This window comes from Sphingobium chlorophenolicum (assembly GCF_000722875.1).
Classification (GTDB): Bacteria; Pseudomonadota; Alphaproteobacteria; order Sphingomonadales; family Sphingomonadaceae; genus Sphingobium; species Sphingobium chlorophenolicum.
This window is the reverse complement of record NZ_JFHR01000047.1, coordinates 1-25,936: the sequence shown is the minus strand read 5'-3', so window position 1 is coordinate 25,936 and position 25,936 is coordinate 1. Positions and strand designations below refer to the sequence as shown.

The window sequence follows — 25,936 nt, the reverse complement described above, 5'->3', positions numbered from 1 at the left end:
GTTTCCTGCACTCATGAGCATTTTTTGTTCCGGCGAAAATGCGTAAGATAATTTCATGAGAGGCGGCAGGACCGATCCTGCCCTGGGAGTGATGCAATGCCCCGTCCACTGGATCACCTGACCGTCATCGAACTGGCGGATCAAATGCCTGTCGCCATCGCCGCCATGCTGCTGGCCGACCATGGCGCGGACGTGCTGAAGGTCGAGCCGAAGGGCGGCGCCTTCTTCGCCCATGACCTCAGCCGCAAGGCGTGGGACCGGTCGAAGCGCAGTGTCGAGCTGGATGTGCGGGCGGCGGATGGTCTCCAGTCGTTGCGCGGTCTGTTGGAGGGGGCTGACATCTTCATCCATGCGCTGGAGGAGAAAGATGCGGTTGCCCTTGGCCTCGATGGCGAAAGCCTGGCGCGCGATTTTCCCGAACTGGTCGTGTGCGCGTTGACGGCCTATGGTTCGGACACGCCCTTCGCGGACCGGCCTTATGGCGAATCCCTCGCCGCCGCGTTGCTGGGGACGATGATCGACCGTTCCAGCAGTTTCCGGCCCGGTCCGGTCTATCTCGGCCATCCGGCGCTGCATTATGGGCAGGCGTTTCTGGGCGTGATCGGCGCTCTGGCGGCGATCCGCGCCCGCCGCCACATCGGCAAGGGGCAGCAGGTGGAGGCGTCCCTGCTCGACGCCATGCTGGCCCAGTCGCCGATGAACAATTGGTGGCAGGAAGAGGGCATCAGCTACATCAAGGCGGGCGATTCCGGCGCGGTGGACCGTTTCGGCAAGACCCGGCTGGTGACGGGCATGTTCGAATGCGCGGACGGTCTCTATCTTCAGATGCACACCGGCGGTCAGGGCGGGTTCAAGGCGGCTATGGACGTGCTGGGCTTCGGCAACCGGGTGCAGACCGTGACCGCGCCGGAAATGTCGGTGCCGCTGACCGACGAGGAATATCATATCGCCCGCGTCGAGATATTCGAGGCGTTCAAGGCAAAGCCCCGCGCCGAATGGATCGCGCTGTTCCAGGCGGCGGACGTGGCGGCGCTGCCGGTGCTGGAGCCTGCCGAAGTGTTGCTGGACGATCAGGTGGAATTTGTCGGCCAGCGCATTTCGATGCCGGATAAGGATTTCGGCACTATCCATCAGGCCGCGCCTGCCGTGCGCATGGCCAATGCGCCAGCCGCCGCGCCCCGTCCCGCGCCGGAGGTGGGGGCGGACAACGATGCTCTGGCCGACCTGATCGCCCGCCGCCGGGTCGCGTTTGCCGCTGAGGGCAAGCCGCTCGACCGGCCGCTGGAGGGCATCAGGGTGGTGGATTTCTCCTCCTTCTTCGCGGTCGGCTATGGTGGACGCCTGCTGTCGGACCTTGGCGCGGACGTCATCAAAGTGGAGACGCCCGGCGGCGACCAGATGCGCCCGCTGCCCGACTGTTTCGACGCGGCTCAGCGCGGCAAGCGCGATATCGTGCTCAACCTCAAACATCCCGAAGCGCTGGAGGCGGCGCTGAAGCTGGTGGCGACGGCGGATGTGGTCACGCACAACCTTCGCCCCGGCAAGGCGGACAAGCTGGGCATCGGTCATGAGGCGCTGGCGAAGATCAATCCGCGCCTGCTCTACGTCTATCTGCCCGGCTATGGGTCGAAGGGGCCGAAGTCGTTGCTCAAGAGCTTTGCGCCTTTGGTGTCGGGCTGGACCGGCCTGCTCTATGAGGGCGGGGGCGAGGGCAATCCGCCGACCCGCGCCGTGTTCGGCAACGAGGATTATAATAACGGCTTTCTGGGCGCGGCGGGCATTTTGATGGGGCTGGAACATCGCGCCGTCACCGGGAAGGGCGATTATATGGAGATTCCGCAGCTTCATTCGAGCCTGTGGACGACCTCTGAACATTTTCTCGATGCCGATAAGCGGGTCGTCTACGGCTTCCGGCTAGACCGGGAGCAGGCGGGTTTCAATGCGCTCGACCGGATTTACCGGACGAGTGACGGATGGCTCTGCGTGTCCTGCCGGTCGGACGAGCGGTTTGCCGCGCTGGCCAGGGCGGTGGGGCAGGAGGAGTGGCTGGCCGATCCCCGCTTGGCCACGGCCCGCGACCGTTCGGCCAATGACGCTGCCTTGCTGGACGCGCTGAGGCCGTTCTTCGCGAACAAGAGCGGCAAAGAGGCCCATGCGCTGCTGGAAGCCGCAGGCGCGCCGAGCGAGATTGCCCGCGAGACAAGCTGGGTCCGCGAGGCGCTCTGGCAGGATTGGGCAACGGACAGCAACCGCGTGATCGAGAATTTCGATTCCATGTATGGCCATGTGCGCCAGTTCGGCAGCTTCATGCATTTCAGCCGCACGCAGGGCCGGGCCAAGGGTTCCGCCCCCCGGCTGGGCGAACATACGCGGCAGATATTGAGCGAGGTCGGCTATTCGGCCGCAGAGATCGACGCGCTGATCGACAGCGGCAGGGCGATGCAGGCCGCGGACGTGAAGGGACGCATCCAGTCCCGCGTCTCGGCCGCCTGACAGGACAAGAAGAGAGGAACCGCCAAGGTGCAACTGAACCTTCGCTACGACATGAACCGCCCGGATTTCGGCGCGCCGCATCCGCTGCTTTACCGCACTGCCATCGAACAGGCGCAATGGGCGGACAGGGTCGGCTTCACCCAGGTCTTCCTGGCCGAACATCATGGTGCGGAGGGGGGCTATTGCCCGTCCTCCATGATCCAGGCGGCTTCGATTTTGGGCTCGACGGAGAGGATCGTCGCGCATCTTTCGGCGCTGGTGGTAACGATGCACGATCCGCTGCGTCTGGCCGAAGACCTTGCCGTGCTCGACAATATCGCGCCGGGCCGCATCTGGCTGACGGCAGGCATGGGTTATCGCCCGCATGAGTTCGAGATGTTCGACCGCGACATCACGAAACGGCTCGCCATCATGAACGAGGCGATGGCGACGCTGAAAAACGCCTGGACCGGCGAGCCTTTCGAATTTCGCGGCCGCACCGTTCGCGTCACGCCCGCGCCTGCCACGCCGGGCGGCCCGAAAATCTATATGGGCGGATCGACCGACAAGTCCGCCATCCGCGCTGCCAAGGGGGGATATCAATATTTCCCCGGCCATCCCGACCTCTTCACCCTCTACAGGGAGGAGCGCGAAAAGGCGGGCTTCGGGCCGCCGGAGGAACTGCGCAAGCCTGCCGCCAGCTTCCTCTATGTGTCGGACGATCCGGACCGCGACTGGCCTTTGGTCGCGCCGCATGTCGCCTATGCGACCAACACCTATGCGCAATGGGCGGAGGAACGCGGCACCGGACAGACCCGCTACAGCGCGGCCGAGACGATAGAAGGGCTGAAGGCCATGCCCAATATCAAGCTGCTGACGCCGGACGAATGTTTCGCCTATCTCAAGGGGCTGGGGCGCGGCACGGCGGTCACTTTCCACGCGCTGCTGGGCGGGCTGGACCCCGAAGTCTCGTGGCGCAGCCTGCGCCTGTTCGAGAAGGAAGTGCTGCCCCGCCTCAAGGCCGAACCGGGCCTGCTTGAAATGGCGGGAGAATGAGCATGGAACAGGATCGTCGCGGAACGTTGGCAGCCATTTTGGCCGCGCCTTTCGGGCTGGCTGCGGCGGGGCAGGTTTCCGCCGCGCCCGTCAAGGCGAAGGGCAGGCCGTTGAGCATGGCCGAACGTCTGGATGTGATCGAATCCAAACAGGCGATCACCGAACTGCTCCATGCCTATGCCCGGTCCAACGACCGGGCGGACGAGGCTTTGCTGCGGTCGCTCTTCTGGCCGGAATCGACGCACAAACATGGGAAGTTCGAGGGCAAGTCCTCCGATTTCGTCGGTTTCGCCTTCAAGATCATCTCCGGCCTCAAATATGCCTGCCACCATATCTCCAACGTCTCGGTCGAGGTGAACGGTGATCGGGCCTTTTCCGAATGCTATTATTTCGCGCAGCATCGTCGCGACCGGAAGGATGGCGCGGGGGAGGAGGATGTCTTCTTCCAGGGCCGCTATCTGGACGATCTGGAACGGCGCAACGGCGAATGGAAGATCATCCGGCGCCGGGGGCTTTCGGACTATACGTCTCCCGCTTTCCCGTCGGAAACGACCTATGCGCAGTGGCCCGCCGGTCAGCATAGCGAGAAATATCCGAGCGACGATTATTACAGGATGCGCCAGCAGTTTCTGGGAGGTTGACGGACGCCTGCGCAGTTTAAACCCGGGGCCAGTTCGCCAAAGGTAGACCGGCGACGTCTGTTCGCGCCTTCACCACTACGCCGCTGGCCCGCGAGACGACATAGAGATCGCGCAAGTCCGCGCCGCCCCAGCAAAGGTTGGTCGGGCTGGAGAGCATCCGGCCCTCCGGATCATGGACGATATCCACCTTCCGCCCGTCCGGCGTGATGGCGACGATGCGGTTCGCGAAGGGCAATGTCACCCAGAGATTCCCCACCGCATCGAAGGCGATCCCGTCGCAATAGCCAAGGTCCGCCCGCTCCGCCGAGACGATGGCGCGAATATCCCTGGCCTGATGATTGGGAACGACCACGCCCAGTAGCGGGCCGTAATCCTGCGGATCGTTGAGCGAACCGTCCGGCTGCCTCCGCCAGCGGCGGATGCGTCCTTCCGCCGTCAGAGAGGCATAGAGATAGCGTTCCCGCGCATCGAGGCAGAGGCCGTTCACTCCGCGCAAACCGCGGGCGACGATGGACGCCCTGCCGTCGGGCGCGACCCTGTAGATGAAACCCGCCGCCGTCGTCGTGCCGATATTCCCGATCGGCCCCCAACTGCTGTGCGTGCAGTAAATGTCGCCGTTGCGCGTTGTCGCCGGTCCGTTGGAGGCGACGAGTTGGCGACCCTCCAGTTCCGACACCAGCGTTTCGATCGTCCCGGTCGCCACGTCGATCCGCTGCAACGGACCCGGCCCCTGGCTGAGCAAGCCCATATTGGCGACGATGACGCGCCCGTCCCGGTCGACCGCCACGCCGTTGGGCGCCAGCGCCTTGCCGATCTGGCGCAGCGTGCCGTCTTGCTCCAGCACGCCGATGGCACCGCCGCCGTTGGAGATGAACAGGCGGCCGTCGGGACTGCTCGCTATCCCTTCCGGCGCGTCCAGATTGTCGCGGACCAGGGTGAAGTCGGCGAGAGCGAGAGGTTTCGGGCCGATGGTTCGCCCGATTCCCGCCGATGGCGCGCAACTGGCGAGAGCCATGCCGGCCCCGCTCAATAATATCTCGCGACGCGCAAGGGCCGTTTTAGACAAATCCGTAAACCCAACCCCCGTTCGCCCTGAGCCTGTCGAAGGGCTTTTCTTTTCTTCAAGACAGGAAAGGGCTTCGACAGGCTCAGCCCGAACGGGGATGGGAACGGATGACTTCATATTCCCTCCTCACCCGACGGGCGCGAAGGCGGCTATCTTGTGATCCCCCGCCTGCACGGCCCGAAAGCGCAGCCGCATCCCGCAGCGCGGCTCGACGCCCTCCGCATCGACCAGAATGCCCGGCACCCGCACGCCCGGCGCGTCGTCCGGTTCGAACAGGATCACGGTGAAGGGCACTTCGCCCTTATGATCGCCCGGCAACAGGCTGCGGATCACGGTGGTGAAGCTATAGGCGCTGCCCTCCGGCGAAACGGCGCGCCACTCCAGCACGGCGTCGGGTTTTCCGGGGATGACCTCCGGCGGATACCATATCCATTCGCCTGTCTCCGCATCGGCGGTGATGCGCAGTTCGCCCGCTTCCAGCCCGTCATAATAGCCCTGGAACAGCGGGTCTTCGATCCTGGGAGGGTAAATAGGAATGCCCATGGATCAGCTCCGCGCCAGGATGGTGGTGGAATGATTATTGCCGCCCAGCCCGGCGACGGCGCACAATTTGGCGTCGGGCACCTGTCGTTCGCCCTCCTGCCCGCGCAACTGCCGCACCGCTTCGATCAGCAGGTTCATGCCCGGCACATAGCCGCCCGACATATGCCCGCCGCTGGTGTTGACCGGCATCCGTCCGCCCGGCATCCCATGGCCCGCCGCATAGAAGCGGGGGCCTTCGCCCCGTTCGCACAGCCCCAGCATCTCTGTCTGCACCAGCGCGGAAATGGTGAAGCCGTCATAGATTTGCGCGAGGTCCAGATCCTTGGGATCGCAACCCGCCATGGCATAGGCGAGCTTCGCCGACGCCTCGCCCGGAAAATCGTAGGTGCAGGGCGTCTGGGTGAACAGCACCCCCTGCGGCCAATTGTTGAAACCGAGGCCCAATCCCCGCACGCTCACCACTGGATGCGGCATGTCGCGCGCTTCCTCCACGGCGCTCACCACATAGGCGCCGCCGCCATCGGTGGTGAGGCAGCAATCCGCCGCCCGCAAAGGCGTGGAGATCATCGGCGACTGGCGATAGGCTTCGAAATCCATCGGATCGCGCCGTTGCGCGCCGGGCGTCAGCACCGCCCATGCCCGGTAGGTCATGGGAACGGACGCCTGCTCCTCCTCCGTCATGCCATATTCATGGGCATAGCGGTTCGCCATGGTCGCGAAATAGGTGGGCTGGCCGAAGAAGCCGACCGGCATCTCTATCCCCGCCTTTTGCGGTTCCCGCGCATGGAAGCCATAGACGCCGCCCGGCTTGGTCGATTGGATCGCATAGGGCACCAGCACGTGCCGGGCCAGACCCGCCTCTATCGCCATCTGCGCCAGTTGCAGCGCCTGTCCGGAGGTCGCTGTGCCGCCCACGCTGTCGGTGGTGGCGCAGAAGCGTTTTTCGCCAGCCCCTATCGCAAAGGCGACCTCGTCCGACCCGTGCCCCGCATATTTGTTGGAGATATAGCCGTCGATATCCTTCGGCGTCAGGCCCGCATCGGCAATGGCGGCCAGGCTGGCGCGGGTCATCATCTTCATGACGCCTTCCTCGCCCTTGCGCAGGAAGGGGGTTTCGCCGACCCCGGTGATGGCGACGCGGTTGCCCTTCATCATGCGTCCCTGAACCCCTTGCCCTGCGCCACCAGCCGCTCGATCAGCGGAGAGGGGGTGAATGCCTCGCCATGGGTGGCCTCCAGCGTCTTCAACTTCTCCAGCACCGTGGGAAGCCCCTGCAAATCCGCCCAGAACATCGGGCCGCCGCGATATTTCGGCCAGCCATAGCCGGTGACCCAGACGATATCGATGTCCGACGCCCGCGCAGCGATGCCTTCGTCCAGGATGCGCGCGCCCTCATTTACCATGGCGAAGAGGATGCGGTCATGGATTTCCGCGTCGCTCACTTCGCGCCGTTCGATGCCCTGTTTCGCCGCGAATTCCTCTATGACCTGCATCGCGATGGGGGAGGGCGTCTGTTTGCGGTTATCGTCATAGTCATAATAGCCGCCCTTCGTCTTCTGCCCATGGCGGCCCATTTCGTTGAGGATTTCGCGCACATTGGCGGAACTGGTGGCGTCCCGGTTCCAGCCGACGTCCAGCCCCACCAGATCGCGCATCTGGAAATGCCCCATGGCAAAGCCGAAATCGTAAAGCACCCTGTCCACCGCCCAAGGCGTCGCGCCCTCCAGCACCAGCCGGTCCGCCTGCGCGTTGCGCGCCGCGAGGATGCGATTGCCGACAAAGCCGAAGCCGTTGCCGACCAGCACGCCGATCTTGCCGATGGTCTTGGCCAGCTTCATCGCTGTCACGACGATATCAGGCTTCGTATCCTTCGTACGGACGACCTCCAGCAGCTTCATCACATTGGCGGGGGAGAAGAAGTGCAGCCCGCAGACGCTTTCCGGCCTTTTGGTGGCGCCGGCGATATCGTCAATGTCGAGATAGCTGGTGTTGGTGGCCAGGATCGCGCCCGGTTTGGCGATGGCGTCGAGTTTCCCGAACACCTCCCGCTTCACGTCGAGATTTTCGAACACCGCCTCTATGATCAGGTCGCAGTCGGCCAGATCCTCCATCGCCACGGAGCCGGTCAGCAGGCCCATGCGCGTGTCGACATCCTTTGCCTTCATCCGGCCCTTCTTCGCGGTGGCTTCATAATTGCTGCGAATGATGCCGATGCCGCGATCCAGCGCTTCCTGCTTCGCCTCCACGATGGTCACCGGAATGCCGACATTGGCGAAGTTCATCGCGATCCCGCCGCCCATCGTGCCCGCGCCGATTACGCCGACCTTCGCGATGGGCAGGACCGGCGTATCGGCGGGAATGCCGTCGATCTTGGCCGCCTGCCGTTCCGCGAAGAAGACGTGGCGCTGGGCGGCGGACTGGCTGTCGGACTGAAGTTCGTTGAACAGTTCCCGCTCATAGACCATGCCCTCGTCGAAGGACTTCTCCAGCGTGGCCTCGACGCAGCGGATAATATGTTCGGGCGCCTTGAAGCCCCGGAATTTCCGGGCATTGGCCTTACGGAAATCGGCGAAGATTTCCGGCTTGCCCCGCGCCTCGTCCAGCTTTTCAGTGCGGTCCCGAACCTTGAGCAGCGGCCGCTTCTCCTCCAGCACGCGCCGGGCGAAGGCGATGGCGTCGGCGCGCAGATCGCCCTGCGCCAGTTCGTCGACCAGCCCCATTTCCTTCGCGGCCCTTGCGCCGACCGGCGCGCCGGAGGTGGTGAGGTCCAGCGCCTTTTCGATCCCGACGATGCGCGGCAGACGCTGCGTGCCGCCAGCGCCCGGCAGCAGGCCCAGATTGACTTCCGGCAGCCCGCATTTGGCCGAAGGAACGGCGATGCGGTAATGCGCCACCAGCGCCAATTCCAACCCGCCGCCCAGCGCCGTGCCATGGATCGCGGCGATCACTGGCTTGGTCGCATTTTCCACGATCAGTTGCAGGTTGCGTAGCGTTGGTTCGACCGGTGGCTTGCCGAATTCGGTGATGTCCGCCCCGGCGAAGAAGGTGCGTCCTTCGCAGATCAGCACCATGGCCCCCACGCTGCCGTCGCCAAGGGCGGTCTGCACCGCGCCCGCTATGCCCTGCCGCACGGCGCTGGAGAGCGCGTTCACGGGCGGCGAATGGGCCGTGATGACCGCGATGGGGCCTTCCACCTCATAGGTGACGACGTCATTGACCTTCATTCAAGCCTCTATCTGTCTGTGCGCCCGGCTTGGCCGCTGCTTGCGCGGCCAGCACTTCGCGAGCGCGTTGGCGGAAATAATGTTGCAAAGCTTCGATCTCGGCATCCGTCAGCTCCTCGAAGCGGGGCATGCCCCGTTCGCGGAGAATGCCCTTGCGCAGCACCTCCTCGAAGCTGGCCTTGTCCAGCGGCACGCCCGACTGGAGCAGGTCCGGCGCCATGCCGCCCGACACTGCGTTGGCGCCGTGGCAGATGGAGCAGCGCTGCCCGAAAACGCCTGCACCGACGGCGGCCTTGGCTGGATCGACGGTAAAGTCGGGCATGTCGATCACGGGCGTCTCGACCGGCTGCACCGGCGGCAGGCTTGCCTTGCCGTCCAGCGCGAAGGTGAGGACGCGCCATTGTTGGGTGCGGTAGTTCCATTCCTTCCCCATGCCCGTGGCGCTTGGAAAGCGCGATCCGGCTATTACCGTCACATATTGCCGTCCACGCGCCCGATAGCTGATGGGTTGCGCCATCACCGCCGTCTGCGCGTCGAAGGACCAGAGCGGCTTCCCACTGTCCGCCGCATAGGCGACGAATTTCCCCGCCGCATTGCCCTGAAACAGCAGATTGCCCGCCGTCGTCGCCGTCCCTCCGCCGCCGCGAATGCCGGGCATGGGCACGCGCCACGCCTCGCTCTGCGTCGCCGGGTTCCAGGCGAGGAGGAAGCTGGTGGCGGGCCGATCCGGCGCCACGCCCGCGGGCGGCGCGCCGGTGCCGGTGCTGATCCGCTGACCGTTCAGATGCTTCCAGCCCTGCAATGGCTCGGCCGGGTCGATATAGACCCGCCCCTGATCCATCGCCGGAATATAGACGAGGCCGGTCCCCGGATTGAACGACATCGCCTCTATATTATGTGCGCCGAAGGGGGAGGGGTAGACGATGGCGGGCTTCCCGTCCGGATAGCGCGCCGCCGGATTTTCAATGGGCCGTCCGCTCCTGATATCGATGCCGCTCGCCCAGCTGACCGGCACGATGTTGCGGGCGGAGATCAGCTTTCCCGTGGCCCGGTCGATCACGTAGAAGAAGCCGTTCTTCGGCGCGTGCATCAGCAGGTCGCGCTCCTTCCCGGCGATTTTTAACCGCGCCAGCTCGATATCCATCGCGCTGTTGAAGTCCCACGTCTCGCCCGGATTGGTCTGGTAATGCCAGACATATTCCCCGGTATCCGCGTCCAGCGCGACGATGGAACAGAGGAACAGATTGTCCCCGCCGCCCGGCGAACGGATCTTCTGATTCCAGGGCGATCCATTGCCGATGCCGATGTAAATCCGGTTATATTGGGGGTCATAGGCCATGGCGTTCCATGCCGTTCCGCCGCCGCCATATTTCCACCATTCGCCGGTCCAGGTCCGGGCGGCCATGGCCATTGCCTTATTCTCGAAACCCAGTTTCGGATCGCCCGGCACGGTGTAGAAGCGCCAAAGCTGCTTTCCCGTCCGCTGGTCGTAGGCGGTCACATAGCCCCGCACCGGCGCGAAGTCCGCCCCGCCATGGCCGATCACCACCTTGTCCTTGAACACCCATGGCGCGCCGGTGACATAGCGCTCGTCATCCTTGCCGATGGTCTGGGTGCTCCAGACGGGATGGCCGGTGCGGGCATTGATCGCGATCAGCCGCCCGTCGATGGTCCCGGTGAAGACCATGCCATTGTCATAGGCAATGCCGCGCACACCCCAGGCGGCGCGCATCTTCTGCCCGGCGACCTTCCAGCTTTGCGGATCGTAGGTCCACAGTTCATGGCCTGTCGCGGCGTCCAGCGCATGGATCACGCTGTAGCCCGACGCATAATAGAGGATGCCGTCCACCGCGATGGGCGCTGACAGGCTCGCCCCGCCGCCGCCAATGTCATGATGCCAGGCGAGCTTCAGCCTGCCGACATTGCCGTCGTTGATTTCGGTGAGAGGGCTGTAATGATTTTCGTCGATCCCGCCATAGCCGGGCCAGTCGCTGCCGTCGCGCCGCGCCTCGCCCGAAGGCGCGCAGGCGGCGAGCAACAGCAGCAGGGGCAGAATGAGGCGCATCCCGATCAGCCCCCGATGGTCCGGTCGGAGGGCCAGAAGCGCTGGCGCAGCGCCTTCTTGTTGACCTTCCCCATGACGGTGCGGCCGATATCGTCGACCATCTCATAGCCGCGCGGGCATTTATATCCGGCCAGGTTCGCCCGGCAGAAGGCGTTGAGTTCCTCCGCCGTGGGCGGATCGCCCGCGTCCTTCGGAATGACCAGCGCCCGCGCTTCCTCGCCCATTTCGGCGTTGGGCGCGGCGACCACGGCGACGTCCGCCACCTTGGGATGGCGCAGCAGCACATGTTCGGATTCGGCTGGGTAGATGTTCACCCCGCCGCTCACGATCATGTCGGACACGCGGTCGGTGATGAAGAGATACCCCTCCGCGTCGACATAGCCCATCTCGCCCAGCGTGAAGACGCCCGGCGCGATATGGGCGGCGGCGGTCTTTTCCGGGTCGTTGCGATAGACGATGCCATATCCGGTCCTGTCGCGGAAATAGACCTGCCCGACCTCGTTGGGCCCAACTATCTGCCCGTCCTCGCCATAGATCACCGTCTCGAACGGCGGCAGCGCCTTGCCGACGGACCCCGGCCGTTCCAGCCATTCCTGCGACGTGATGAAGGTGGTCGATCCCGCCTCCGTCCCGCCATATGCCTCCACCAGCACCGGCCCGAACCAGTCGATCATCGCCTGCTTGACGGCGCGGGGGCAGGCCGCGCCGGTATGGGCGAGGCGCTGGATGCTCGACACGTCATATTTCGCCCGGATATCCTCCGGCAGCGCCAGCATCCGCTGAAAATGCGTCGGCACCATCACCGACCCGGCGACCTTATATTTCTCGATCAGCGCCAGCGTCTTTTCCGCGTCGAAATGCTCGACGGTGATCAGGCTCATGCCGCCGAAGACGTTGCGGGCCATGCCCAGTGGGCCGGTATGATAAAGCGGACCCACGGCGATCCCCGGCGAGGGCGTGACTCGCTGGCGGATTGCTTCGGCCAGCGCCTTTACCGTGGCGATGCGGGGGAAATATTGCGGCGGCGTCTCGGTCGCCTTGGGCCGCCCGGTGGTGCCGGAGGTGTAATGGAGGTGCGGCAGGGGCGGCACGTCATGGTCCGGCTCCCCGGTGGAAGCGGCGGCGATCCAGTCCTCCCAATGGACGACGCCTTCGCGATCCGGGCAACGCCAGCCGATCACCGTTCCGACGCCGGCCTCCTGTGCGGCGGCAAGTCCCGCCTCCATCGTCTCCGGCCCGACGAGCAGCGCCACCGCGCCGCTGTCCTTCAATATATAGGCCGCCTCCGAAGGGGTCAGGTGAAAGCTGACCGGCACGCTCGAAATGCCCGCCTCCAGACAGGCGACATAGGCGATCACCGTTTCCGCGCTGTTGGGCGCGAACACCGCCACCCGCCGCTCGGTCAGGTCCAGCCCGTTCAGCGCGTTGGCCGCCCGGTTGAGCAGTTCGTCCAACTGGCGCCAGTCATAGGTCACCCGCTCGTCGGCAAGGGCAAGCTGGTCGCGGCGCGCGGGATCGACCCCGCCGATGGTCAAAGACATCAAACGTCCTTTCGGGAAGCGATGGCGGGCGCGAGATATCTCAGCGCCATGCGGAAGGAGATGAGGGCGATGATGGAACTGGCGGTGACGACGACCGCCAGCGACTGGCCCAGCGCGCCCTCGTCACGGAAGACATATTGGGTCAGCGCGGCGACGATGGCGGGGCCTGCACCCTGACCCAAAATGGTGAAGACGAACAGGAAGGATGCCAGCATCCGCGACCGGATCGTCGCAGGCGCGATCAGTCCCATGACCGACGAGACATAGACCATGAAGGGCACGGTGATGAACTGCGCCACGCAATAGCAGGCCAGGAAGACATAGGGGTTCGTCGCGAAGAACATGTAGGCGATCACCGGCAGGAAGCCCAGGATCAGCCAGCCGTAGAAGCGCAGATGCGCGTCCTTCATCCCTCCCGCGAACAGCCGGTCGACGATCCAGCCGTTCACCACCAGCGACACGGCGGAAACGATGTTCATCAGGCTGAGCGCGAAGCCATATTGCACCGGCTTCCACCCGAAATGCCGCTCGATATAGGCGGGCACCCAATTGGTCATGGAATAGCCGCACATGGCGAGGGCGGACGTGCCCACCAGCATCAGCGCCAGCAGCTTCCAGTTCTGGCGGACGAAGGCCCTGATCAGCCCCTTCTGCTCCCCGTCGGCGGATGTGCCGGGCGTCCGGCGGCGGCCGGGATCGGGAAAGGTGAACAGCAGCAGGGCCAGCAATATGCCCGGCACGCCGACCATCATCATGACCAACTGCCAGGGCTCGGCGGGGCCGTGAAAGGGAATATGGATGCCGCTATGCGCCGCCGCGAAGGCGATGGCGATGCCGCCCAGCGCGAAGGCGGTGGCAGATCCCACCTTGCCCGCCGTCTGGAAGGTCGATGTGGCGCGGGTCAGCAGATTAGGGGGAAAGGCGTCCGCGATCAGCGAATAGGCGGCGGGCAGCAGCGCCGCTTCGCCGATCCCCACGAAGATGCGCCCGATCAGTAGCGCCTCATAACTTTCCGCGAAGCCGCAGGCGGTGGTGGCGAGGCCCCAGACGACGACGCCGCCGAAGATGATCCAGCGCCGCGAAAAACGATCCGCCGCCCAGCCGAGCGGCAGGCCGAAAATGGCATAGAAGATCGCGAAGGAGGTGGAGGTGATCATGCTGATCTGCACGTCGGACAGCAGCAGATGCGCCTTGATCGGCGTCACCAGCATCGACACGATCAGCCGGTCGATCCAGCTCAGCACATAGAGGCCGAACAGGACCGCCACCATCCACCATGCGCCGCCCAGGCGCATGGTGGCGTGGTTGTCGGTCTGATCCTGGGCGCTCATCAGCATGATCCCTGCCTTCGCGGTCACAATCTCAGCGCACCGGCAACTGGTTCAGTTCGGCGATCTTCAGCTTGCCGAGCTGGGCCATGTGCACCTCGTCCGGGCCGTCCGCGAAGCGCAGGTAGCGCGCGCTCATGAAGGCGGAGGCAGGCGGGAAGTCGCTGGCCATGCCGATGCCGCCGAAGACCTGCATCGCCCGGTCGGCGACCGTCTGGGTCATGCGCGGCGCGACAATCTTGATCGCGGCGATCAGGTCTTTCGCGACCTTGTTTCCGTACCGGTCCATCGCGTCGGCGGCCTTCAGCGTCAGCAGGCGCGCCTGCTCGATCTCACAGAAGGAAAGGGCGATGTCCTGCCGGATGCTGCCCTGATCGGCCAGCTTGCGGCCGAAGGCGACCCGGTTTTCCACCCGGTGCGCCATATATTCCAGCGCCCGCTGCGCCTGACCGATCAGGCGCATGCAATGGTGGATGCGGCCCGGCCCCAGACGGCCCTGCGCGATTTCGAACCCGCGCCCTTCGCCCAGGATCAGATTGGCCTTGGGCACGCGCACATCCTTGAAGATCATCTCCGCATGACCGCCGGGCGAGTGCACCGCGTTCAACACGTCCAGCGGGCGGACGATCTCTATGCCGGGCGTGCCGACGGGGATCAGTATCTGCGAATGCTGCTGGTGGCGCGGCCCGTCCTGGGACGACTTGCCCAGCAGGATGAACAGCTTCGTATTCGGGTCGAAAGCGCCCGAAATCCACCATTTGCGGCCGTTAATCACATAATCGTCCCCGTCCGCTACAATGGTCGTCGCGACATTGGTCGCGTCGGAAGAGGCGACCTCCGGCTCCGTCATTACGTAGGAGGAGCGGATCGTGCCGTCCAGCAGCGGCTTCAGCCATTGTTCCTGCTGTTCCGGCGTGCCGTAGCGGGCCAGCACTTCCATATTGCCGGTGTCCGGCGCGGAGCAGTTGAAATATTCCGACGCCCCGACCACGCGGCCCATAATCTCCGCCAGCGGCGCATATTCCAGATTGGAGAGGCCGGGGCTCCATTCGCCATATTCATGCGGCAGGAACAGGTTCCACAGGCCCGCTTCCTTCGCCTTGGCCTTGATCTCCTCCGTGCCCGGCCAGCGTTTCCACAGGTTCGCCGGGTCATGGTGGAAATGGTCGCGCTCCTTCTCGATCGGATAGACGTGCGCGTCCATGAAATCGATGAGTTGCGCCTGCAGCGCCTTCACCTTGTCGGAATATTCGAAATCCATCGCATGGTCCTTTCCGGGAAAATTCAGGTGAGCGTCAGGCCGCCGTCGACGACCAGCGTCTGCCCGCAAATATAGCCGGACAGCGGCGAAGCGAGGAACAGAGCGACCCCGGCCATCTCCTCGATAGAGCCGAAACGGCCCATCGGAATCTTGGCCAATGCGCGTTCCCGCCGTTGGTCATTGTCCATCGTCACCTTGGTCATCTTGGTGTCGACCAGGCTGGGCGCGATGCCGTTGACGCGGATGCCGTCGCCGCCCCACGCCATCGCCAGCGCCCGCACCAGATTGACCGCGCCCGCCTTGGACGCTGCATAGGCCGGATTGCCGAAGGTCGCCCTGAACGCGCCGATGGAACTGACGACGATGATCGTCCCCTTGGCGGCGGCCAGCGCCCCCCGGCAGAGGTTGGAAATATGCAGGATGGAGTCGAGATTGACCGCCATCACCTTGTTCCACCCCTCCGCCTCGAATTCCTGACGGCGGTAGAGCACGGCCCCCTGCGAATGGATCAGCACGTCCAGCCGGTCGAACGGCACGGGCGCGGCCGCAATCGCCGCCGCGTCGCTGACATCGACCTGCGTATAGCCGATGCCGTCCAGGTCCGACCCTTCCACGCCCGCATAATCGTTGGCGCTGGCCCGCGTGCCCCAGACATGGACCTGCGCGCCGCGCTGGCGGAAGGCCTGCGCCATGCCGTTGCCGATGCCGCTCGATCCGCCGACCACCAGCACCGTCTTTCCGGTGAAGTCGAGTTCGTTGGTCAAGAAATTCTCCCCATTCATGTCAGCGGATCAGCGCTTCGGCGCGTTCGAAAAGATGGATGGCGCGGTCGTGCAGCCGGTCGCCGGTTTCGCGGGGGGCCTTGCCTGCGCAGGCGCGGGCATGGGTGCCTTCCAGCAATATGCCCAGCTTGTAGCAGGCCAGCACATGATACCAGTCGACCGCCGACAAATTGCGCGCCGACCGTCCGGCATAGCGCGCCACCAGTTCGCCCGCCGCCGGAAATCCGTCCCATGGCTCGACCGAAACGGTGCTTCCGCTTTTGCCGTCGGGCCAGGTCGCCAGCACCCAGCCCAGATCCAGCAGCGGATCGCCGATGGTCGCCAGTTCCCAATCGATGATCGCCGCCAGTTCCGGCCCGTCCCTGCGGAACATCACATTGGCCAGATGATAGTCGCCATGCATGATGCCCGGCGTGAAACGTTCCGGCCGGTGCCGTTCCAGCCAATCGCCGACCGCGCCGACGGACGGCAGCGCTTCCGCCCCGGTCCACCCGTCGAATTCGGCATAGCCCGCAAGCTGCGACCGCCAGCGATCCACCTGCCGTCCCAGAAAATTATCGGGCTTGCCGAAATCGGCAAGTCCCAGCGCCTGATGATCCTGCGCGCCCAGCGCCGCAATCCCGTCCACCAGCGCCAGCCCCATGGCGTGGCGCATCTCCGGCGAACCGGCATGGGGCTGCGGCAATCGGCCGATGGGATTGAAGCCGTCCACCGGCTCCATCAGGTAGAAGGCGACGCCCAGCACGGCTTCGTCGCCGCAATCGGCGATCAGTTCGGGATGGGGCACGTCCGTCCCGGCCAGGGCGCGCAGCAGCCGCGCCTCCCGCCGCATCGTCTCATTGCTGTTCGGGCGGGGATGGGCTGGCGGGCGGCGGAACACATAGTCGCGCCCGTCGCGGCTGAAGCGCAGCAGGATGTTCTGCGTCCCGCCCGCCAGCGGCGTCATATCGGTCAATGGTCCGGAGCCAAGGCCCCGATCCGTCATCCACGCCGCCAGCGAATCGATGTCGACCGTCGATTCCCATGTCGGTTCCACGGTCGATTTCATTGGGCATCCCTCGCTATTCTCGACTGTCGGTGCGTCGATTAGATCAATTGGATAATGCACTTGACGAACTCGCTTGGCAATGAGAAAAATGCACTCATGGTCAGACTTAAACTTGCCAAAGCCGATGATGCCTCCCGCGCCGCCGCGCCGGAGCAAATCAAGAAGGTCGCCCTGCGCCTGTTCGCGGAAAAGGGCGTGGACGGCGTCACCGTGCGGGAAATCGCGGCGGCGGCGGGCCAGAAGAATCACGGCGCGGTCGGCTATTATTTCGGATCGAAGGAGGCGCTGGTCCGCGCCATCGTGATGGACGGCGCGGTCGCGCTGGACCGCGAACGCAACCTTGCGCTCGATTCGCTGGAGGAAAAGGGCGGCCCCCGCGCGATCCGTGAAGTGGTCGACATCGTGATCGATCCGGTGCTGGGCCTTCCGGATGAACATTATGTCCAGTTCATCCTGCTGTTCGCGATGACGCATAGGGAGATGATGATGGATGCGCTCGATCCCGCGTGGAACGGCGCCTATGGCCGCTGCCTGGCGCATTTGCGCAGGCTCATGCCGCATCTGCCGCCCGCGCTTCAGAATCAGCGCTTCATATTCATGGGCGCCTATATCAGCGCGGTCCTCTCGGCACGGCAGCGGGCGCTGGCCGACCGCAGCCGCGACCATCCCATGTGGGGCAGCGAGGGCACATTGGAACATTTCAAGCAATCGCTGGGCGCGCTGCTGGAGGCGCCGGTCGACCTTTCGCCGGACATGCTCGCCGGGATCGGCAGGCGCGACATGGGAATGCCCGAACCGCCCAGTCCGGTTGGCTGAAAAAGACGTGGGCTGAAAAGACGATGGAGAGGATGATGTTGCCTGAAGCGCCTTTGGCGGACCTGCTGGCCGCCGCGTCGGCCCTGCGCGACGAGGGGCATGGCCGGGTGCAAAGCTGGTCGCGGAAGGTCTTCATCCCGCTGACCCAGCTTTGCCGCAACCTTTGCCATTATTGCACCTTTTCCCAGCCGCCCCGGCCCGGCGAAAATGCCTATATGACCCGCGATGAAGTGCTGGCCGTCGCCCGCGCAGGACGGGCGGCGGGCTGCACCGAGGCGCTGTTCACGCTGGGCGACAAGCCGGAATTGCGCTTTGCCGCCGCGCGCGACGAACTGGCCCGGCTGGGCCATGCGACGACCATCTCCTACCTCGTCGAAATGGCCGCGCTGGTGCGGGATGAAACCGGCCTGCTGCCGCATATCAATGCGGGCGTGATGACCCGTGAGGAAATGGCCGCGCTCCGCCGGGTGTCGGTGTCGCAGGGGCTGATGCTGGAGTCCGTTTCCGACCGCCTGTGCGGCAAGGGCGGGGCGCATTACCGGTCCCCCGACAAGGAACCGGCGGCGCGGCTGGAGACGATCCGGCTGGCGGGCGAACTGCAAATCCCCTTCACCACCGGCATATTGATCGGCATCGGCGAAACCCGCCGGGAACGGATCGAGGCGCTGGAGGCGATCCGCGACCTGCACAGGCGATATGGCCATATCCAGGAAGTCATCGTCCAGAATTTCCGGGCCAAGGAACGGACGGTGATGGCCCATGCGCCCGAACCGGACATGGACGACCTGCTCTGGACCATCGCAGCGGCGCGCATCGTGCTGGGGCCGGACATGAACATCCAGGCGCCGCCGAACCTGTCCGCCGCCGATTTCCCGCGCCTGTTGTCGGCGGGGATCAACGATTGGGGCGGCGTCTCTCCGGTCACGCCCGACCATGTGAACCCCGAAGCCCCGTGGCCCGAAGTCGAACGCCTGCGCATGGCGACCGAGGGCGAGGGGCGGATGCTGGTCGCGCGCCTGCCGGTCTATCCGGCCTATGCGCAGGATAATGGGCGCTGGCAGGACAAAGCGATGGTTCGCCATATTCTCGCCCATGCCGATGCGGATGGCTTTGCCCGCGAGGATAGTTGGTCGCCCGGCATAGCGCTGGAGCCCCGCGTCGCCCGCCCGTCGACCCTGCCGGTGGCCCCGAAGATCGCCGCCATCGTCGACCGCGCCATGGCGGGCGTTCTGCTGGAGGAAGAGGAGATCACGGCCCTCTTTTCCGCCCGCGAAACCGATCTTGAACATATTTGCGACAGTGCCGACGCCTTGCGCGAACGGGTGATGGGCGATGCCGTCACCTATGTCGTCAACCGCAACATCAACTATACCAATATCTGCGCCTATAAATGCGGCTTCTGCGCCTTTTCGAAGGGCGACAAGGCGGAACATCTGCGCGGCAAACCCTATGACCTCGATCTGGAGGAAGTCGTCCGCCGCACCCGCGAGGCATGGGATCGCGGCGGCACGGAAGTCTGCCTGCAAGGCGGCATCCACCCCCATTATACGGGCGAGACCTATATCAACCTCGCCAAAGCCGTCCGCGCCGCCGTGCCGGACATGCATATCCATGCATTTTCACCGCTGGAGGTGTCGCAGGGCGCGGCGACTCTGGGCCTGACGGTCGAGCAATTCCTCATCCGCCTGAAGGAAGCGGGCCTCGACACGCTGCCCGGCACGGCGGCGGAGATATTGGACGATGAGGTGCGCGCCATCCTCTGTCCGGACAAACTCAGCACCGATCAATGGCTGGACGTCATCGAAACCGCGCACAGGGTCGGCTTTACCACCACCGCCACCATCATGTTCGGCCATGTCGACACGCCGCGCCACTGGGCGCGTCACCTGATCCGCATCCGCGATCTGCAACGGCGCACCGGGGGCTTCACCGAATTCGTGCCGTTGCCCTTCGTCCATATGGAAGCGCCGATGGGCCTGCGCGGCGAAGTGCGCCACGGCCCGACCTTCCGCGAAGTGCGCCTGATGCACGCCGTCGCCCGGCTGGCGCTGCACCCGCATATCCGTTCGATCCAGACAAGCTGGGTCAAGCTGGGCGGGGAGGGGGTGAGGGCCTGCCTGAACTCCGGCGCGAACGATCTGGGCGGCACGCTGATGAATGAGAGCATTTCCCGCGCGGCAGGAACGCAGCATGGTCAGGAAATGCCGCCTGCCGCGATGGAGGCGCTGATCCGTTCGCTCGGCCGCACGCCGCGCCAGCGCAGCACCGCCTATGGCGCGGTCGCCCAGCATATTCATGAGCGCGGCATGGACGCCGCCGAACTCACGCCCATGATCCTGACGCCTCCCCGCAGGCGTCGAAAAGAACAGGAGAGGTTTGCATATGCAGAATGAAAAGCTGGCGAGCATCGCCGTGCTGGGCGGCACCGGCAAGGAAGGCGGCGGGCTTGCTCTTCGCTGGGCGCATAAGGGGCACAGGGTCATCATCGGCAGCCGCACGGCCGAACGCGCGCAGGAGGCCGCCGCGCAGATGAACGAAGTGCTGGGTGACGGCGCCGTCACAGGGGCCGCCAATCCGGACGCCGCCGCGCAGGCCGATATCGTCGTCCTCGCCGTGCCCTATGCCGCGCAGCAATCGACGGTGAGGGATGTGGAAGCCGCGCTGGCGGGCAAGATCCTGATCGACGTGACCGTGCCCTTGGTCCCGCCGAAGGTCAGCCGGGTGCAACTGCCCGAAGGCGGTTCCGCCGTCGAAGCGGTCCAGAAAATGCTGGGGGAGGGGGTGCGCGTCGTCTCCGCCTTCCAGAATATCAGCGCCCATCATCTGACAAAGCTGGACGAAGAGATTGAATGCGACGTGCTGGTCTGCGCCGACGACAGCGAAGCGGCCGACACGGTGGTCGCGCTGGCGCAGGAGATCGGCCTGCGCGCCTGGAATGCGGGGCCGCTGTGCAACTCCGTCGTGGCGGAGGGGCTGACCTCCGTCCTCATCGCCCTTAACCGCAAATATAAGGTTCCCGGCTCCGGCATCCGCATCACCGGCGTTTGAAAAGGATAAGATCAATGGCTGAAGCCTATATCGCCGCCGTCGCCCGCAGCGCGGGCGGCAAGCGGGGCGGTCGCCTGGCCGCCGTCCATCCCGCCGATCTGGCGGGCAAGATCCTGGCGGCTCTGGTCGAACGCTCCGGCATCGACCCCGCCGCCGTGGAGGATGTCGTCATGGGTTGCGCCTGCCCCGGCGGCGAGCAGGGCGCGAACATCGCCCGCAACGCGGTGCTGGCGTCGGGCTTGCCGCAATCCGTGCCCGGTACCCATGTCGACCGCCAATGCGGATCATCCCAGCAGGCGCTGCACTTCGCCGCCGCGACGGTCATGTCCGGCGTGCAGGACGTTGTGATCGCGGCGGGCGTGGAAAGCATGACCCGCGTGCCCATGGGCCTGCCCTGGACGCTGCCCGCCAAGCACGGTTTCGGCACCTATCGCAGCCCCGGCATCGAGGCGCGCTACCCGAACCAGCCCTTCAGCCAGTTCGGCGGCGCGGAGATGCTGGCGAAGAAATATGGCCTGCCTCGTGATGTGCTGGACGCCTATGCGTTGGAAAGCCACCGACGGGCCGCCGCCGCGACCGAAGCGGGCAAGTTCGATGCGGAGATCGTCCCGCTCGAAATCGTCACTCCGGAAGGCGAAACCGTCATCCACAAGGTCGACGAAGGCATTCGCTTCGACGCCACGCTGGAACGGATCGCCAGCGTCAAGCTGCTGAACGAGGATGGCGTGATCTCCGCCGCCAACGCCAGCCAGATTTGCGATGGCGCGGCGGCGCTGCTGGTGGTCAATGAAGCGGGCCTGAAGGCGCATGGCCTGATCCCGCTCGCCCGCATCCACCAGATGACGGTGCTGGGCCACGATCCGGTCATCATGCTCGAAGCCCCGATCCCCGCCACGGAAAAGGCGCTGGCGAGGGCGGGGATGCGGCTTTCCGACATCGACCTGTACGAAGTCAACGAAGCCTTCGCCCCGGTTCCGCTGGCCTGGGCAGGGGCGCTCGGCGCCGATCCCGACAGGCTGAACGTCCATGGCGGCGCGATATCCCTGGGACATCCTTTGGGCGGTTCGGGGGCCAAGCTGATGGCGACGCTGGTCAGCGCGCTTCATGACCGGGGCGCCCGCTACGGCTTGCAGACCATGTGCGAGGCGGGCGGCATGGCCAACGTCACCATCGTGGAACGGCTCTGACGGGGGACGGGATCACCAGTCCCTCCCTTCAAGACGGTTCATCGCGATGCGGTGAACCGGGGCCTTGCGTCGAAGCGCTCCGGGAACCAGATGCGTGGTTAAGCCGTTCATCTTGCAGAAAGAAAACGGAGAGGGCAGATGGATGACGCATTGAAGCCTGACGCCATGTTCGGCATCCTGTTCGGCTTGTCGATCTCGCTTGAACTATGGTGCTTCGCCGCGCTTGCGGTCGCGATATTGGGGTAGGCGCGGGAAGAAAGGGCCGGATGACGGCTCAGTTCAATTGTCGCAATATTCCCAGCGCCCCGCATTGCAGGCGGCGACAGCCCGGCGCCAGGCCGCCATCTTCCGATCATATTCGGCGCGGGCGTCGGCATATGCGGCGCGATCGCCCGGCCGCACGCGGGGAGTCTGCTGGGCGTCGCGCTTGCGGACATAGGCGAGTTGCTGCTGGTTCATGCGCTTGATGATGGCGCTGTCCCGCGCCCGCGCCGCGGCGCTCCGCATCGTCGGATCATTGGGATCGTCGGCAAGGGCCGCCACCGGCAGAAACGCCACGCCTACCGCGAACGCGCAAACCAACGATGCCAGTTTCATAAACCTTCGCCCCTCATATCCTCAACCCGGCTATTCGCCTGCCGGACGCGCCAAGGCAATCGATTTGCGACGAGTGGGGATGGTGCGCGGCTGCGTTCCTGCGCAACCCGCCGTCAAATGTCGAAATAAGGCAGGTCAGCCCCGGGCGACCGCGTGAACTTCCATTCCCGCTTCTCTATCCGGCGGCGGCGGACTTCGAAATCATCCGTCTGGAAGGAGACTGCCCGGACATGATGGGTGGTGATCGCATCGGTGTTCACCCGCAAGGTGACGTCGCGAACATCTTCATTCGGGTCGTATCGGATCGGCGGTTTGAACATCGCGAACGCCGCTAGTCCGCCATCCTCCTCCTCTTCCTTCTCCGGGACGGGGGGCACCTCTTCCCAGACATGATAGTCCGGTTCGGGGCCGTCGTCGGTCGAAGACATCTGATAGGCGCTGAGTTCGGTATTTTCCGGAAATTCCAATAGTTGAACGCGGGATGCGTGATGAAACAGCACGACGTTGCGGTGTTCGCCCGCGCATTGGACGGAAGGGAACAGAATGCCGTCCAGGCCGGGTTCGGGGCGCCGGGCCAGATATTCGGCGATCATCTGCGTGATCAGATATTCGGTCGGTTCGTCGTCGGGCATGACAGGCATGGTGATGCGGTCGCTCAGCCGCGCCATGAACTTCGCCAGCGACATCTGCTCCAGATAGTTCGGGTCGAAGATGCTTCCTTCGACATAGATTGATTGCAGCGCCGTCACGTCCAGAAGGCGGACGGGCCGGGTCAACTGGAATTCGCCGATCAGGGCGCGGCTGCCCACGGGAGGACGCACTTCGGCCAGCGCCACGCCTTTGTCCGACGCGCCGTAGAACATGGAAATCCCGCTCGCGTTCATGCGTCCGGCGCGGGCGAAGCGACCGGGCGGCGGCCCCAGATGCAGGTCCGGGCGCATCATCGCTTCGTCCAGTTCATCCGAATTATGGAAGACGCGAGCGCGGAAAAAGGACCGATGCCCGGTTTCAGGCCCGGCCGTCACCACCACGGGATGCCCGCTGCCTGTCACGCGCCCGTCCAGATTTGCGAACAGGCGGGCCAGAAAGGCTTCCGCAGCCTGGTTGAAAAAGCGCGACTGCGATTTCAGGGAACGCTCTATGGCCTGCCATTCAAAGGCGAACTCATGGTCTTCGGGATTTTTCCATTCATAATGGCTGTCGGAATCGAATTCGCATTCCTCCCCCATCTGCGCCATTTCGAAATCCGAATGACGCTGTTCGAGTATGTCCAGCACATCCTGCGCCGCCGCCTCGGCCATGGAAGCCGCGTCGGCTATGGCATGGAGCACGGGTTCCCCGTGCCGGTCCCATTCATAGGACATTTCCCTGTCGCGCAGCAGCATCGATTCATACATGTCCGGCTGATCCGATGTGCGGTAATAATGCCGTTCGAATGCGCCTTCGACATGATCGGCCAGTTCTTCTATGGAAATGCAAGGCTCCTCGTCGTCCTCGCAATAGCTGCATGTATCGACCGAACCTTCCTTTTCGATCAACTTGCCGAGAAACGCTTCGCCGACGCAGTTGCGGCAGATTTTCTGTTCGTCGTCGTCTGCCATGAAGGCCCCCCTTCAGCTATCGGATCAGCCGCTGACCGCAAGTGATGGCAGGGCGTTTGAATCGAAGAAAGGCTTTTCGACGAAGCAAGTCCGCCGTGGAGAAAATTCCGCTACGGCCCGAATTTCACTCATCGATAAGGGACAGATGGTGAGCCCTGCTGGACTAGTTTTGCCCTGAAAATTCTGCTAACGAAACCAGAAAGGTATTGAATTTCAAGGCGATTGGCTTCCTTACTGTGACTCAAAGTGTGATACTTTCTACAGGTAGGGAAGAGCTTTTGGCCGCCGCAGTCAAATATGTGAAAACCCGCAACGGGGTTTACCAGTATGTGCGGCGCGTACCTGAAAGCGTGAAGCGTCAGCCCGCGCACTATGCTCATCATTTTGGATCACGACCCTTGTTCCGGGCTTCCTTGAAGACCAAGGATCAGGGGCAAATGCACATTGCAGCAATGGCCGCTCATACGGACTTTGAGCGCCGTCTGGCGTCGATCTCCGGTGGGATTATGCCACAAGCCCCAAAGCTGTTGGCGGCTTCGTCATCGCCTCTTCGTACCGTCACTCAAGCGGACCTAAACGAACTGACCGCCCGCTACAGAAGGGTAACGGCCGAGTCGTTCGAGCGCGCCTACGTTAAGGTGGATGCCAGCGCAGAAGATGCGGCAGAGTATGAACGTATCCTCTACAACATTGAAGTGGCGGCTGAGGAGGAGCGTAAAGCCTTGGAGTCCAGAGCAGGCGGAGGCAAGGCTAGCGCGCTCTCAGAGGATGCGCTTTGGGTCATTGGCAATGATCGATGGAACGCCCCCGCTGGTTCAGAAGCGTTCGGTGCCATCGTCGGCGCAATCCGTGCCGGTACTCAGCAAGGACGAGACGATATACAGGCGCTTATAGAAGGGCGAAAAACTCCCCGCCTCGCGGCGCAGCGCAGCATAGTCGAACCTTCCGTACCAACGCTGAGCGAGGCTGTTGATCAGTACCTAGACCATCGGAAGCTGCCTTTCAGAACGGAAGCGGAAGTTCGATCATCGCTACGTCTCTTCGAAAAATTGTTTGGGAATAAACGGCTCGATGGGCTGACTCGTCGGGACTTCCACAATTACGCTGAGCATCTGGCTAAGCAGGTGATTGGCGGAAAAACTGTGGGAAGCATTGTACGGCCTCCTAGCAGCGCCACGGTCAAAAAGCGGATCGGTTTGCTACGATCCGTTATCAACCATGCAATAGATCGAGATTGCTTTTCAGGACCGAACCCGGCCAGCGGTATCAAAGTGGATGCCTATGTAGAACGGCCTAACAGGTCGGTCATGCCTGAGAAGCGCCGTCTGAGCGTAGATGAGATGAACCTGCTGTTTCAGCACCCTTGGTTTACAGGCTGTGCGTCAGAGACGAACACGCACGTCTCAGGAGGGTATCGACTAAGAGGGCAGGAATATTGGGTGCCGGTGGTTGCGGCGCTTACCGGATGCCGTGCGGGCGAGCTTGGCGGTTTGATGCTGTCGGAGGTGATGTTGGAGGGGACGACTCCGTGTTGATTGCCACTGAGAGTTGACCCGGGATTTCCACCGAGAAGTGACCCGCCTGAAGGTTATGTTTCGGATATCATCGGTGGGTCAAGATGGGGTTTTCTCCTTTCGGGATTTGCCCTGCTGGGCAGAGC

Annotated in this window: 20 protein-coding genes; 8 read left to right on the top strand and 12 right to left on the bottom strand. The window is 64.1% G+C overall.

What is annotated here, in order from left to right; genetic code table 11:
- Positions 1 to 96: 96 nt before the first annotated feature.
- Genes BV95_RS17050 through BV95_RS17040 form a run of 3 tightly spaced genes read left to right on the top strand, consistent with a single transcriptional unit; the run spans position 97 to position 4,169 of the window.
- The gene (locus BV95_RS17050; RefSeq protein ID WP_037454715.1) at positions 97 to 2,493 is read left to right on the top strand and encodes a CaiB/BaiF CoA-transferase family protein; all 2,397 of its coding nucleotides are present in this window, start codon (positions 97 to 99) and stop codon (positions 2,491 to 2,493) included.
- Between the two features lie 27 nt (positions 2,494 to 2,520).
- The gene (locus tag BV95_RS17045) at positions 2,521 to 3,528 is read left to right on the top strand and encodes an LLM class flavin-dependent oxidoreductase (RefSeq protein ID WP_037454713.1); all 1,008 of its coding nucleotides are present in this window, start codon (positions 2,521 to 2,523) and stop codon (positions 3,526 to 3,528) included.
- Positions 3,525 to 4,169, top strand: coding sequence for a nuclear transport factor 2 family protein (locus BV95_RS17040; protein ID WP_234703225.1), 645 nt, complete (start codon positions 3,525 to 3,527; stop codon positions 4,167 to 4,169). Before BV95_RS17045 ends, BV95_RS17040 begins: the two co-directional genes overlap by 4 nt.
- Before the next feature lie 16 nt (positions 4,170 to 4,185).
- Here BV95_RS17040 and BV95_RS17035 read toward each other — a convergent pair whose 3' ends face one another.
- The 10 genes from BV95_RS17035 to BV95_RS16990 form a co-directional block, all read right to left on the bottom strand.
- Positions 4,186 to 5,184, bottom strand: a complete 999-nt coding sequence (locus tag BV95_RS17035; RefSeq protein WP_051749838.1) for an SMP-30/gluconolactonase/LRE family protein — start codon at positions 5,182 to 5,184, stop codon at positions 4,186 to 4,188.
- Positions 5,185 to 5,361: 177 nt separating this feature from the next.
- Positions 5,362 to 5,778 carry a Zn-ribbon domain-containing OB-fold protein gene (locus tag BV95_RS17030; RefSeq protein WP_037454706.1) on the bottom strand — a complete coding sequence of 139 codons (417 nt, stop codon included), beginning with the start codon at positions 5,776 to 5,778 and terminating at the stop codon, positions 5,362 to 5,364.
- Between the two features lie 3 nt (positions 5,779 to 5,781).
- Positions 5,782 to 6,933 carry a thiolase family protein gene (locus tag BV95_RS17025; RefSeq protein WP_234703224.1) on the bottom strand — a complete coding sequence of 384 codons (1,152 nt, stop codon included), beginning with the start codon at positions 6,931 to 6,933 and terminating at the stop codon, positions 5,782 to 5,784.
- Entirely contained in the window at positions 6,930 to 9,002 is a 2,073-nt protein-coding gene (locus tag BV95_RS17020) for a 3-hydroxyacyl-CoA dehydrogenase NAD-binding domain-containing protein (protein ID WP_037454704.1), read from the bottom strand. The genes BV95_RS17025 and BV95_RS17020 overlap by 4 nt, the downstream gene beginning before the upstream one ends.
- The gene (locus BV95_RS17015; protein ID WP_037454701.1) at positions 8,989 to 11,067 is read right to left on the bottom strand and encodes a PQQ-dependent dehydrogenase, methanol/ethanol family; all 2,079 of its coding nucleotides are present in this window, start codon (positions 11,065 to 11,067) and stop codon (positions 8,989 to 8,991) included. Before BV95_RS17015 ends, BV95_RS17020 begins: the two co-directional genes overlap by 14 nt.
- A gap of 5 nt (positions 11,068 to 11,072) precedes the next feature.
- The gene (locus BV95_RS17010) at positions 11,073 to 12,608 is read right to left on the bottom strand and encodes an AMP-binding protein (protein WP_037454699.1); all 1,536 of its coding nucleotides are present in this window, start codon (positions 12,606 to 12,608) and stop codon (positions 11,073 to 11,075) included.
- Complete coding sequence (locus BV95_RS17005; RefSeq protein ID WP_037454748.1) at positions 12,608 to 13,939, bottom strand: MFS transporter; 1,332 nt, start codon at positions 13,937 to 13,939, stop codon at positions 12,608 to 12,610. The genes BV95_RS17010 and BV95_RS17005 overlap by 1 nt, the downstream gene beginning before the upstream one ends.
- 31 nt (positions 13,940 to 13,970) lie before the next feature.
- A complete protein-coding gene (locus tag BV95_RS17000; RefSeq protein WP_037454697.1) occupies positions 13,971 to 15,197 on the bottom strand; it encodes an acyl-CoA dehydrogenase family protein in 1,227 nt (408 codons plus the stop codon).
- A gap of 23 nt (positions 15,198 to 15,220) precedes the next feature.
- The gene (locus tag BV95_RS16995) at positions 15,221 to 15,961 is read right to left on the bottom strand and encodes an SDR family NAD(P)-dependent oxidoreductase (protein WP_037454745.1); all 741 of its coding nucleotides are present in this window, start codon (positions 15,959 to 15,961) and stop codon (positions 15,221 to 15,223) included.
- Positions 15,962 to 15,980: 19 nt separating this feature from the next.
- Positions 15,981 to 17,027, bottom strand: a complete 1,047-nt coding sequence (locus BV95_RS16990; protein WP_037454695.1) for a phosphotransferase family protein — start codon at positions 17,025 to 17,027, stop codon at positions 15,981 to 15,983.
- A gap of 96 nt (positions 17,028 to 17,123) precedes the next feature.
- Here BV95_RS16990 and BV95_RS16985 point away from each other — a divergent pair, with 96 nt between their 5' ends.
- From BV95_RS16985 to BV95_RS16970, 4 genes are read left to right on the top strand one after another with little or no spacing between them, the layout of a single operon-like run.
- Positions 17,124 to 17,843 (top strand): TetR/AcrR family transcriptional regulator, encoded by a 720-nt coding sequence (locus BV95_RS16985; RefSeq protein ID WP_037454742.1) that lies wholly within the window; start codon positions 17,124 to 17,126, stop codon positions 17,841 to 17,843.
- A 35-nt stretch (positions 17,844 to 17,878) separates the two neighbouring features.
- Positions 17,879 to 20,236 carry a 5-amino-6-(D-ribitylamino)uracil--L-tyrosine 4-hydroxyphenyl transferase CofH gene (gene cofH, locus BV95_RS16980; protein WP_037454692.1) on the top strand — a complete coding sequence of 786 codons (2,358 nt, stop codon included), beginning with the start codon at positions 17,879 to 17,881 and terminating at the stop codon, positions 20,234 to 20,236.
- On the top strand, positions 20,226 to 20,891 hold the full coding sequence (npdG, locus tag BV95_RS16975; RefSeq protein WP_037454690.1) for an NADPH-dependent F420 reductase: 666 nt from the start codon (positions 20,226 to 20,228) through the stop codon (positions 20,889 to 20,891). The genes cofH and npdG overlap by 11 nt, the downstream gene beginning before the upstream one ends.
- A gap of 14 nt (positions 20,892 to 20,905) precedes the next feature.
- Positions 20,906 to 22,078: an acetyl-CoA C-acetyltransferase gene (locus BV95_RS16970; protein WP_037454688.1), complete on the top strand. Its 1,173-nt coding sequence runs from the start codon at positions 20,906 to 20,908 to the stop codon at positions 22,076 to 22,078.
- Positions 22,079 to 22,357: 279 nt separating this feature from the next.
- Here the strand turns inward: BV95_RS16970 and BV95_RS16965 are convergent, their stop codons facing one another.
- The gene (locus tag BV95_RS16965; RefSeq protein ID WP_037454685.1) at positions 22,358 to 22,675 is read right to left on the bottom strand and encodes a hypothetical protein; all 318 of its coding nucleotides are present in this window, start codon (positions 22,673 to 22,675) and stop codon (positions 22,358 to 22,360) included.
- A 113-nt stretch (positions 22,676 to 22,788) separates the two neighbouring features.
- On the bottom strand, positions 22,789 to 24,276 hold the full coding sequence (locus BV95_RS16960; protein WP_037454682.1) for an RES family NAD+ phosphorylase: 1,488 nt from the start codon (positions 24,274 to 24,276) through the stop codon (positions 22,789 to 22,791).
- A gap of 278 nt (positions 24,277 to 24,554) precedes the next feature.
- Here BV95_RS16960 and BV95_RS16955 point away from each other — a divergent pair, with 278 nt between their 5' ends.
- Positions 24,555 to 25,811: a site-specific integrase gene (locus tag BV95_RS16955; RefSeq protein ID WP_156028698.1), complete on the top strand. Its 1,257-nt coding sequence runs from the start codon at positions 24,555 to 24,557 to the stop codon at positions 25,809 to 25,811.
- The last annotated feature ends 125 nt before the right edge of the window (positions 25,812 to 25,936 follow it).

Coding starts and splice junctions, on each gene's coding strand:
- BV95_RS17050 (WP_037454715.1), top strand. CDS start 97: ATGCCCCGTCCACTGGATCACCTGACCGTCATCGAACTGGCGGATCAA.
- BV95_RS17040 (WP_234703225.1), top strand. CDS start 3,525: ATGAGCATGGAACAGGATCGTCGCGGAACGTTGGCAGCCATTTTGGCC.
- BV95_RS17035 (WP_051749838.1), bottom strand. CDS start 5,184: ATGGCTCTCGCCAGTTGCGCGCCATCGGCGGGAATCGGGCGAACCATC.
- BV95_RS17030 (WP_037454706.1), bottom strand. CDS start 5,778: ATGGGCATTCCTATTTACCCTCCCAGGATCGAAGACCCGCTGTTCCAG.
- BV95_RS17025 (WP_234703224.1), bottom strand. CDS start 6,933: ATGATGAAGGGCAACCGCGTCGCCATCACCGGGGTCGGCGAAACCCCC.
- BV95_RS17020 (WP_037454704.1), bottom strand. CDS start 9,002: ATGAAGGTCAATGACGTCGTCACCTATGAGGTGGAAGGCCCCATCGCG.
- BV95_RS17015 (WP_037454701.1), bottom strand. CDS start 11,067: ATGCGCCTCATTCTGCCCCTGCTGCTGTTGCTCGCCGCCTGCGCGCCT.
- BV95_RS17010 (WP_037454699.1), bottom strand. CDS start 12,608: ATGTCTTTGACCATCGGCGGGGTCGATCCCGCGCGCCGCGACCAGCTT.
- BV95_RS17005 (WP_037454748.1), bottom strand. CDS start 13,939: ATGAGCGCCCAGGATCAGACCGACAACCACGCCACCATGCGCCTGGGC.
- BV95_RS17000 (WP_037454697.1), bottom strand. CDS start 15,197: ATGGATTTCGAATATTCCGACAAGGTGAAGGCGCTGCAGGCGCAACTC.
- BV95_RS16990 (WP_037454695.1), bottom strand. CDS start 17,027: ATGAAATCGACCGTGGAACCGACATGGGAATCGACGGTCGACATCGAT.
- BV95_RS16985 (WP_037454742.1), top strand. CDS start 17,124: ATGGTCAGACTTAAACTTGCCAAAGCCGATGATGCCTCCCGCGCCGCC.
- cofH (WP_037454692.1), top strand. CDS start 17,879: ATGTTGCCTGAAGCGCCTTTGGCGGACCTGCTGGCCGCCGCGTCGGCC.
- npdG (WP_037454690.1), top strand. CDS start 20,226: ATGCAGAATGAAAAGCTGGCGAGCATCGCCGTGCTGGGCGGCACCGGC.
- BV95_RS16970 (WP_037454688.1), top strand. CDS start 20,906: ATGGCTGAAGCCTATATCGCCGCCGTCGCCCGCAGCGCGGGCGGCAAG.
- BV95_RS16965 (WP_037454685.1), bottom strand. CDS start 22,675: ATGAAACTGGCATCGTTGGTTTGCGCGTTCGCGGTAGGCGTGGCGTTT.
- BV95_RS16960 (WP_037454682.1), bottom strand. CDS start 24,276: ATGGCAGACGACGACGAACAGAAAATCTGCCGCAACTGCGTCGGCGAA.